This is a genomic window from Polaromonas sp. P1_G4, from assembly GCF_056405475.1.
In genome coordinates, this window is the sequence record NZ_JBFUCA010000252.1 from 1 (window position 1) to 6,074 (window position 6,074).

The 6,074-nt window shown below is 61.3% G+C and carries 5 protein-coding genes; 1 reads left to right on the forward strand and 4 read right to left on the reverse strand.

What is annotated here, in order from left to right; all coding sequences use genetic code 11:
- The first annotated feature begins 467 nt into the window (after positions 1-467).
- The gene (locus AC1D1X_RS13470) at positions 468-1,262 is read left to right on the forward strand and encodes a bestrophin-like domain (protein ID WP_477669270.1); all 795 of its coding nucleotides are present in this window, start codon (positions 468-470) and stop codon (positions 1,260-1,262) included.
- A 60-nt stretch (positions 1,263-1,322) separates the two neighbouring features.
- Here AC1D1X_RS13470 and AC1D1X_RS13475 read toward each other — a convergent pair whose 3' ends face one another.
- From AC1D1X_RS13475 to AC1D1X_RS13490, 4 genes are all read right to left on the reverse strand, one after another.
- Positions 1,323-2,744, reverse strand: coding sequence for a reverse transcriptase family protein (locus AC1D1X_RS13475; RefSeq protein ID WP_477669269.1), 1,422 nt, complete (start codon positions 2,742-2,744; stop codon positions 1,323-1,325).
- 554 nt (positions 2,745-3,298) lie between these two features.
- Entirely contained in the window at positions 3,299-5,167 is a 1,869-nt protein-coding gene (lpdA, locus tag AC1D1X_RS13480) for a dihydrolipoyl dehydrogenase (protein ID WP_477669268.1), read from the reverse strand.
- Entirely contained in the window at positions 5,164-5,754 is a 591-nt protein-coding gene (locus tag AC1D1X_RS13485) for an Ntn hydrolase family protein (RefSeq protein WP_457280579.1), read from the reverse strand. The genes lpdA and AC1D1X_RS13485 overlap by 4 nt, the downstream gene beginning before the upstream one ends.
- Before the next feature lie 13 nt (positions 5,755-5,767).
- A partial coding sequence (locus AC1D1X_RS13490; RefSeq protein ID WP_477698450.1) for a 2-oxo acid dehydrogenase subunit E2 occupies positions 5,768-6,074 on the reverse strand: 307 nt, incomplete at its 5' end.

Sequence of the window (6,074 nt, forward strand, 5' to 3'; positions counted from 1 at the left end):
CCACCTGCGGCGCGCGCTTCAGCATGTCGCCGCCGCACGTGACCGGGGCCAGGTCTGGATGAGCACGCCGGGCGATATCTTCCGGCACGCCGTACAGATGGCCGCGTGAGCGGCCCCTGAAAGAGGCGCTCGTGTGCGCGCCGGAGCGCGGGCAGAGGCTTTTGCTTATTACGCGCAGGAGCTGGTGGAGCTTGAGCTGAATGTCCGCGCGAAAGGCACAGCGCTGGAGTCGCCCGGTGTACGCCCTGAGGTTCACGTAAAGCGAGTTGGCTATTAAATTGATAGCTGTTTGCGCAGTATTTACTGGCCTTGCAGTCAATTTTTACTTCGGTATATCGGGTATTGAGCCTCTGCCGCACCGCTGGCCGCGTTTTGCCGGGCAGYCGGTGCCGAAAACTTTCGGCATGCGGCCTTTGGTTATCATCCACTTCGGAGTGGAGTTCGACATAACAAGAGGGGCAGGCGCCATGTTCTACTGGATTTACGACATACCCAACTGGGTGCTGGCGCTGCTTTTTTGCGCCGTCTGCCTGGCCTACACGTGGGGCGGTCTGCTTCTGCTGCGGCCGTTGGTGCGCAAGTGGCTCGGTCCGCAGCCAGACGCCAATGACTTTGTCAGCTATTTTCTTTCGGCCTATGGGGTGTTCTACGGGCTGATGCTGGGTCTGATCGCGGTTGCCACCTACCAGAACTTCGCGGATGCGGAAAAAGCCGTGGGCAAGGAGGCAACCGCCATTGCGGCGCTGTACCGCGATCTGTCGAACTATCCGGAGCCAGCGCGCGCCACGCTGGAAGGCGGGATGAGGGACTACGTACGCTTTCTGATCGACGAAGCCTGGGCTGAACAACGGCAAGGAAGGCTGCATCCTGGTGGAACCACGCGCGTTTCAGACATTCACCGCCAACTGCTGTCATTTGCGCCCGCCAGCCGGACACAGGAAATCCTGCATGCCGAAACACTGCGGCAATTCAACAGCTTTCTGGAGGCCCGGTATGCGCGCCTGCAGATCGTCAGCACCTCCCTCTCGGGTGTGCTGTGGTGGGTGGTATGTCTGGGTGCAGCGCTGAACTTTTCGCTGCTGTGGCTGTTTTCCATGGACCGGCTGGCGCTACACCTTGTGCTGTCGGGCATCCTGGCGACTTTTGTCGGCTTGATGCTGTTTTTCATCGCCGCGATGGACAACCCCTTCCGCGGCGAAGAGAGCGTTTCGCCGGAAGCCTTGAAGCTGATTCAGGAGCGGCTGATGCCGTCCCCGCGCTAGCGCCGCGCCGGCGCAGATCAATGCAGCTGCCGTGTGCCACCTCCGCGGCCATGGCAACCCTCAGATCGACCAGTTGATCTGCCCAAACAGGCGCATGAGTCTGGCCTGCCGCGTCATGCTGAATTGCCCGACCCAACCAATCCGGCCCAGCAGGTGTGATCGAAAATCGGCAAGCCCGTCCTTGTTTTGCGAGGCTGGCCCATGCAGCACGCTTTGATGCAAACACGCTTTCAGCCGGTCGAAATCATCACGCGGAACATTTGGTCGCACATTGACCACGACTCCGGTCACGCGCTGCCGCTGATGCCGGGGCAGGCAACGCGTCTTGTCCGGATGCAGGGTAAAACCTTCGTCGCGAACGATCTCTGCAACCCAGGCGTGCAAGGCGCGAAACTGCCGTCGCAGCGACTCGGGGCCTGAAAATACCAGGTCATCGGCATAGCGCGTATAGCTCGCGCCGAACACCCAGGCCAAGCCTTCAAGCCGCAAATCGAGATTGAAAGCACAGAGGTTGGCCAGCGCCGGGGAGGTGGGCGCGCCCTGCGGCAAATGCGCGGAACCAAGGCGCTTGGCCCCTATCCAGTCAAGCCCGCCATCGTCGCGCAGACGCTCGATCACCATCCCCGCCGTGCGGTGTGTGCAGAGCGCGGTGAGACTTCGCGCCACGCCTTCGGGGTAACCCAGCGTGCGCCAGACTGCATTGATCTGGGCCGCCCCTACGCTGCCAAAGAAATCCTGCAAGTCAAAACGGATGACCACGGCTTGCCCGACGTGAGCTGCCGCATGGGTTTTGACTGAGCGGCCGACGGTAAAGCCGTGCGCGGCTTCATGCACCGGCACCTGACTGAGCAGCGTATGCAGGATGTGACGTTGCACACGCTTGAGTTCTGCCTTGGGCGTCTCCAGCAAACGCAGGCCACCTGTCTGCTTGGGCTGCAGGCTGTAGCGATAGTGTTCAACAACTGCCGGCGTCGCCGGAGCCAGCCAGCGCAGTTGCTCGCGGGAGAGCTGGAGCCAGCGCGCCAGATCGGCATCCGTAGGGATGTCGGGCAAGACACAAGCTTCCAGCCCCAACGGYCGGGGGCGCATCACCGCCGGTCGCAGGATTAACCGGCGAATTCGCGGTGGCCTTTCCGGCTCGGGGTCATCCCGGTCATCGCTTGGCTGCGAGGCTTGCGGCTCACTGGAGTCATTGGGCTCTCCGTCTTCGTCGTCGTCCTCCTCCCCAAAGGCCAGATCAAAAGCATGCGATGCCTCCAGCCGCCGCGCCAGCGAAGTGACGTCAAATTTTTGCCAGGTGATGGTCGAAAGCAAGGTCAGCGGTTCCAGTAACTCCCGAAGCCACGCGGGTCGCTGCCCGAGGGCTGCTGCGGCCCTTGCCTGAAGGGCGCCCAAGGCAGTGCCGCCCGCCTTGTCCGCGTCGGCGAGCAGTGCGCGAGCCAGGCCGCGTGCAATCAAATGTCGGAAGCTGGCTTCGCGCATGGAATTGGGTTGACGCCGGCATCCCAACCAGCAGGTCATGCGTGAGCTGGGTGCGCAGAATGCGCAGTCCGCTCACGCGCCGAAATCGCAAAGTACAAAAAAACCATGGGGGTACCCCATGGCGCGGACAGGCAGCAACGAATCGCGTCCCGCTCGCAACACTTGGAATGCTGGCGTCGTCGAAATTCTAATGGCTTGCCCTCGGCAACGAGCTGTTGTCCCGCGCTGTGAAGGTGCCAAAACAACAGGGAATGCTTTAGATGTACGTCTACGCGGCCCGCACATGTCAAAAAGAATGCCAACCAAGAGAACGCAACGCGCTATCAATTCAATAGCTGCTTGCGCTCACCTGATAAGGGTCAGAGGCATTCTTACCTGCAGATCGGTTATGGGAAGCACTAGCGCATGCAAGGCTCCAGCTAAACGTCGGCCTTGGGTTACGCAAGGCTTTTCCAGGTCGCGTTCAAACTTCAGCAATAAGAAAGCCGCGCAGCCCTTCAGGAATCTGCGCGGCCAGCTACTGATTTCGTAGCGCCTCTGGCAACTTTTCAGCGTTACTTTCGCGTTGGCGGCAAATCGGTGCAACTGCCGTGCGCCACTTCCGCCGCCATGCCGATGCTTTCGCCCAGCGTCGGGTGCGGGTGTATGGTCTTGCCGATATCGACGGCGTCGGCACCCATCTCAATGGCCAGTGCGATCTCGCCGATCATGTCGCCGGCATGCGTGCCGACAATGCCGCCACCCAGGATCCTGCCGTGGCCGTGCGCCTCAGGGCTGTCGTCAAACAGCAGCTTGGTGAAGCCTTCGTCGCGGCCATTGGCGATGGCGCGTCCGGAAGCCGTCCAGGGGAACAGGCCCTTCTTGACCTTGATACCTTCGGCCTTGGCCTGGTCTTCCGTGAGGCCGACCCATGCGACTTCGGGGTCGGTGTAAGCCACGCTGGGGATCACGCGGGCGTTGAAGGCTGCACTGGCCAGTTCCTTGTTGCCTTGCAGTTCACCGGCAATGACTTCGGCAGCCACGTGTGCTTCGTGCACGGCCTTGTGCGCCAGCATGGGCTGGCCCACGATGTCACCGATGGCGAAGATGTGCGGCACGTTGGTACGCATCTGGATATCGACCGGAATGAAGCCGCGGTCGGAGACCGTGATTCCGGCTTTTTCGGCAGCCAGTTTCTTGCCATTGGGTGTCCGGCCCACAGCTTGCAACACCAGGTCATAGGTCTGCGGGGCCGGGGCGCTGCCGCCTGCCTCCGCGGACTCAAATGTGACTTCGATGCCTGCCTTGGTGGCCTTGGCGCCCACGGTTTTGGTTTTGAGCATGATGTTGTCAAAACGCGGTGCATTCATCTTTTGCCAGACCTTGACGAGGTCGCGGTCGGCGCCCTGCATCAGGCCATCCATCATTTCGACCACATCGAGGCGTGCGCCCAGCGTGGAATACACGGTGCCCATTTCGAGGCCGATGATACCGCCGCCCAGGATCAGCATGCGCTTGGGCACCTCTTTAAGCGCCAGCGCCCCGGTGCTGTCCACCACGCGTGGATCGTTTGGCATGAAAGGCAGGCGTACAGCTTGCGAACCAGCTGCGATGATGCAGTTCTTGAATGCGATGGTCTGGCTCTTGCCGGTTTTTTCCTGGCCTTCGGCACCGCTGGTTTCTTCAACCTGCAGGTGATTGGCGCCAACGAACTGGCCCAAACCGCGCACGACGGTGACCTTGCGCATCTTGGCCATGGCCGTCAGCCCACCGGTGAGCTTGCCGACGACCTTTTCTTTATGGGTACGCAATTTATTGATGTCGAGCTTGGGCTCTCCAAAACTCACGCCGAGGGCGTCGAAATGCTTGACCTCGTCCATCACGGCGGCCACATGCAACAAGGCCTTGGAGGGAATGCAGCCGACATTCAGGCAGACGCCGCCCAACGTGGCGTAGCGCTCTACCAGCACAACCTTCAGGCCCAGATCGGCGGCACGGAAGGCGGCGGAGTAGCCGCCAGGGCCGGCGCCCAGCACCAGAACGTCGCAGTCCAGGTCGGCCGAGCCGGTGAAACTGGCCGCAACCGGAGCTGGTGCTGCGGCAGGACTTGCTACAGTTTTAGGAGCTGCTTGCGCAGGTGCTGCGGGCGCTGCAGCCTGCTTTTGTGCCGCATCTGTGGCGGGCGCAGCGGCGGCACCGGTGCTTTCCAGCGTCAGCACGACGGAGCCTTGCTTGACCTTGTCGCCCACCTTGACCTTGATGTCCTTGACCACGCCGGCCGACGAAGACGGGATTTCCATCGAGGCCTTGTCGCTTTCAACGGTGATCAGGCTCTGCTCGGCCTTGATGGTGTCGCCGGGCTTGACCAGCACTTCAATGACGGACACTTCGTCGAAGTCGCCGATGTCCGGTACCTTGATGTCGATCACAGGAGATGCACTCATTTGGAGGCTTTCAATTTAAGGGTGAATATGTCGACGGGTCCGGCGGAGTTCTTGTCGAACTCGCAACCCGCATTCAGGCCGGCCATGGCCACTTCGCGTGCGGTCTTGGCCTTGTCCCACGCGGCATGCATGGCGCCGAGCGCAAAGCTGCGGCCTGAGCCGATGCCCCAGAATTCCTTGAATTCAAAAACTTCACGGTAGCTGTAAAGACCGTAAATGCCGCTGGCATTGGCGATCACCACGGTGAACTGGCTGGACTCGTAGGGATCGTTGTCGTCTTCCTTGGTCTGCAGGAAAAACGTTTCCTTCAGCATGGGGTGCAGCTTGACGAAGGTGTCGAACACCTCGTCGCGCGAGCCCAGCTTGAGCTGCTCTTTGGGCAAGGCCGCCATGGCCTTGCGCAGCACCGGAAAATGCGCCACCGTGCCGGCCATGCCCACATAGCTCATGCCCGCGGGCGTGTCGACCTTGAATATCTTGCTGTTGGCTTCAAACCGGTGGCCCAGGCTGGTGTCGCCGAAGGTCACCAGCGTGTCGGCCGCAATGGCGACCTGCCCCGCCTTTTTGACGACTACAAGTGTTGTCATGGTTCCGCCCCGTTTAGAGGAGGACGCGGCGGAAGTCGGCGAGGATTTGGCCCAGGTAAGCGTTAAAGCGCGCAGCGCCTGCGCCGTCGATCACCCGGTGATCCCAAGCCAAAGACATCGGCAGCATCAGGCGCGGCTGGAAGGCCTTGCCGTCCCACACCGGCTCCATCTGGCTCTTGGACACGCCGAGGATGGCGACTTCCGGCGCGTTAATGATGGGCGTGAAGTAACGCCCGCCAATGCCGCCCAGTGAAGAGATGGTGAAGCTGGCGCCCTGCATTTCGGCTGGCGTCAATTTACCGTCACGCGCCTTCTTGGCC

What these genes read in the sequence shown, in the direction of transcription:
- AC1D1X_RS13485 (WP_457280579.1), bottom strand. Translation starts at nt 5,754, where the DNA reads ATGACAACACTTGTAGTCGTCAAAAAGGCGGGGCAGGTCGCCATTGCG.
- AC1D1X_RS13470 (WP_477669270.1), top strand. Translation starts at nt 468, where the DNA reads ATGTTCTACTGGATTTACGACATACCCAACTGGGTGCTGGCGCTGCTT.
- lpdA (WP_477669268.1), bottom strand. Translation starts at nt 5,167, where the DNA reads ATGAGTGCATCTCCTGTGATCGACATCAAGGTACCGGACATCGGCGAC.